The sequence below is a fragment of the Thermococcus sp. genome (assembly GCF_027052235.1).
Lineage (GTDB): Archaea > Methanobacteriota_B > Thermococci > Thermococcales > Thermococcaceae > Thermococcus.
Map to the genome: position 1 here is coordinate 1 of NZ_JALUFF010000044.1, position 3484 is coordinate 3484.

The 3484-nt window shown below is 53.4% G+C and carries 3 protein-coding genes and 1 pseudogene; 3 read left to right on the plus strand and 1 reads right to left on the minus strand.

Translation table 11 applies throughout. From position 1 onward, the window contains the following. Nucleotides 1–736, plus strand: a pseudogene (locus MVC73_RS04720) (ATP-binding protein); the annotation flags it as partial. A gap of 34 nt (nt 737–770) precedes the next feature. On the opposite strand, the gene MVC73_RS04725 reads toward MVC73_RS04720, so the two are convergent. Then, nucleotides 771–1577 carry an SDR family oxidoreductase gene (locus tag MVC73_RS04725; protein WP_297507582.1) on the minus strand — a complete coding sequence of 269 codons (807 nt, stop codon included), beginning with the start codon at nt 1575–1577 and terminating at the stop codon, nt 771–773. Nucleotides 1578–1750: 173 nt separating this feature from the next. Between MVC73_RS04725 and MVC73_RS04730 the strand changes: the two genes are divergently transcribed. Together MVC73_RS04730 and MVC73_RS04735 are read left to right on the plus strand one after the other, a co-directional pair. Then, entirely contained in the window at nt 1751–2797 is a 1047-nt protein-coding gene (locus MVC73_RS04730) for an FAD-dependent oxidoreductase (protein ID WP_297507585.1), read from the plus strand. Nucleotides 2798–2834: 37 nt separating this feature from the next. After that, nucleotides 2835–3484, plus strand: a 650-nt coding sequence (locus MVC73_RS04735; RefSeq protein ID WP_297507587.1) for a deoxyhypusine synthase, incomplete at its 3' end; no start/stop codon positions are given.

Sequence of the window (3484 nt, forward strand, 5' to 3'; positions counted from 1 at the left end):
GGAACTCCCACCGGCTTCCTTCAGGGAGTGGCTCAACATAAAGAGGGGCTTCAACGTTCCAAGGTATTCACTGGAAGAAGTCATTTCCAGAGCGTTTGACCTGACACAGATGTACGCGGAACTTCACACCCTCTGGAGGGAGTACATGCGTGAGGGCGGTGTGCTCTACCCAAAGAGCGGCTTCTACGATGCACTCGACAACTCGATCAGAAAGGTTATTCTCGAAGACCTCTCCGCCCTGCGGGAGGTCAGCGTTAAATACGAGACGGATGCGTTCAAGCTCCTCTATATCGTCGCCAGGTCAGCTCCCTTCGAGGCCAACTACTCGCGGATAGCCAGAGCTCTCGAAGTCTCCAAGAACATGGCGATAAGGCTCGTGGAAGACCTCTCAAAGGCAGGCCTCCTGGTTGCAGTCAACCCCTGCGGTGGAAGCAGAAAGGAGCCCAAACTGTACCTCACCGTCCCGCTGAGGGAGTTTTTTGCCAGGAAGGGCTTTGAAACCCACAAAGGCGCCCTAAGGGAGGAGTTCTTTGTGAACCACCTGAGGAACTCCGGCCTCTGCTACCTTAAGGGTAAGAGGGGTGAAAAAACGGCGGACTTTAAGATTGGAGAATGGGTAATCGAAGTCGGCGGTGAATCGAAGGGGAGATACCAGAGACCCAATTACATAGCGGTTGATGGCCTCATTACCGGAAAGGGAAGGATTCCGCTGTTCCTGTTCGGGCTGGTGTATTAGCCCTTTTTGCGGGGATTAAACCATAGAGTCCGGCCTAGACGTCTATTCCCTTTGTCATCGCTCCATCGATAACCACCGTCGAGCCTAGCATGTATTCAGCCTCCTTGCTGAGGAGGAACGCTATCAATGAACCCAGCTCTTCCCACTTTCCAGTCCTGTGGAGGGGCGTTCTCCCAAGAACTTCCCTTTCCCAGACTTCATAGAAGGGCTCTCCCTTCTCCTCAGCTACCTTTCTCAGGTTCTCCCTCGCGCCGGGAGTGTCAAAGCTTCCGAGGAGGACCGAATAGGCCCTTATTCCGAACTTTCCGTAGGTTCTTGAAACGCTCTTCGCGAGCTGAACCAGTCCAGCCCTTGTAACGTCCGCCAAAATGAGAGGAGGCATGGGTTCTTTTATTGAAACCGAGTTGAGGTAGATTAAAATCCCTTTCATCCCCTCCCCCAGCCACTTCTTAACAAGCAGGGTCGTGAGGTAGCCCGGGGCGACGGTGTGGAGCAGGGAAGCCTCAAGCCAGTCTTTATAGCGGGCCTCGTGGAGGAGGCACGGCTCGCAGGAAACGTTGGGCGCGTTCCATACGAGTGCATCAACCCCTTCCAAAAGACTCCACGCCTCTGTGATGAGGTTTTCCAAGTCCGCTTTCTCTTTAAGGTCTGCCTTCACCGCGTGAACTTCTCCAAAGCGGGAGAGCTCCTCCTTTGCCTTCCAGAGGTTTTTCTCGCTGGAGGAGCTTATAACAACCCTCGCGTTTCTCTTCAAAAGCTCTTTCGCGACGTTGAAGCCTATCCCTCTGGATGAGGCCGTAACGAGGACACCTATTTGGTCTAGGTCTATCCCAACCCCCATGTGCCAACCTTGGAGGCGACGGTTAATAAGCGTGCCGATTGGAGGATAGCCAGCCATTCCACAGTTTCGGGTAGTCTAATTCGTCGTTTTGATAATCACCCGGGCGAAAGAATATTAAGGTGTAAAACCTTCGGTTTTAGACAGATTTCTCGAAAAACTTTGGAGGTGATAGGGTGAAGTTCTACATCTGCAGGGAGAAGGCCGAACCAAAGCCCTTCAAGATAGCGATCATCGGTGCTGGCCCAGCAGGATTAACGGCCGCTGGTTACCTCGCCTGCAGGGGCTACGAAGTTCACGTCTACGAAAAGATGCCCGAGGGCGGAGGAATGGTGGCCTTTGCCATTCCAGAGGTTAGAATTCCAATAAAAGCGGTTAGAGAAGGCGTGAAAGACCTCGAAAAGCTCGGGGTAAACTTCCACTTCAGGACGAAGGTGGTCTACGATTCACCCAGAGAGCTCGGCGACGAGTGGGCGGAACACTTCGTCTCCCTTGAGAGGCTCCTCGGCGAGTTCGACGCGCTCCTCATTGCAACTGGCGCATGGAAGCCGAGGAAGCTCAGGGTTCCCGGTGTTGAACTGCCCGGCGTTTATGACGCCTTAACGCTCCTCCACCACATAAAGATGGCCAGAATCGGCTACTATCCCTGGGACAGGATTCCCGATCTTAAGGGAAGGCACGTCGTGATAATCGGTGCCGGCTATACAGCCGTTGACGTTGCCATCGAATCGAGGCTCCTTGGAGCTGAGAAGGTCACGATGGTCTATCGCCGTTCCCTCGAGCACAGCTACGCGAAGACCGAGATAAGGAAGCTCGTCAGCGAGGGGCTTGAGTTCATAGAGTACGCCTCTCCCGTCAGGATACTTGGGGATGGAAGAGTCCAGGGAGTTGAGTTCGCGAAGACAAGAATAGTCGAGGGAAGCGTTGTGACAACAGATGAGCGCTTTATCATCGATGCCGACGTTGTTGCTTATGCCATCGGCCAGCTACCGACTAGCCCGATAAGGGAGGTCGTCTGCGCCAACGAGGAAATCCTGAAGGAGGCGGGAATCTTTTTCGCGGGCGACGTTGTTGCTCCAAGAAACATAGGCACCGCCATGAGAGAAGGAAGGGCGAAGGCAAAGGAAATAGAGGAGTGGCTCCTCAGCAAAGCTCCAAGGAAGGTCTTCCCCGTTCCGGTAACAGCGAGGCTGATAAGCTCGGTTACCAACGGAAAGTGCTGACGAAAGCTTTAAACGCCTCTCCCCAAAACTTTCCTCCATGAGCGGGCCTAAAGATATAGTTCTAAAGGAGAGCGAGGAAGTCGAGGGAATCCCTATAGAGGGGCCGTGGCTGGACGAGGTTTCGAGCCTTGAGGAGGTTTTGGATTATTATGAGAGAATAGGCTTTCAAGCTACCCACCTGGGGAAGGCGATAGAGATCTGGAGGAAAGTGGAGAAGAAGCGCGCTGAGGGAAAGGAAGTAAGGGTTTTCCTCGGCTACACTTCTAACATTGTCTCCTCCGGGTTGAGGGAGATAATAGCCTGGCTCGTGAAGGAGGGCAAGGTTGACGTAATCGTGACCACCGCTGGGGGAATTGAGGAGGACTTCATCAAAGCTTTAAAGCCCTTCATTCTTGGAGACTGGAACGTTAACGACGCCCTAATGCGCGAGAAGGGCATCAACAGAATAGGCAACATCTTCGTGCCCAACGACAGGTATATTGAGTTCGAGAAGTACATGATACCCTTCTTCGAGCGGGTTCTTGAAATGGAAAAGGAGCGCGGAAAACCGCTCACGGCAAGCGAGTTCATCTACGAGCTTGGTAAATACATGGACGAGAAGCTCGGGAAGGAGAAGGAGCGCTCGATCATCTACTGGGCCTACAGGAGGAACGTCCCGATATTCTGTCCGGCCATCACCGACGGCTC

What these genes read in the sequence shown, in the direction of transcription:
- MVC73_RS04725 (WP_297507582.1), bottom strand. Translation starts at nt 1,577, where the DNA reads ATGGGGGTTGGGATAGACCTAGACCAAATAGGTGTCCTCGTTACGGCC.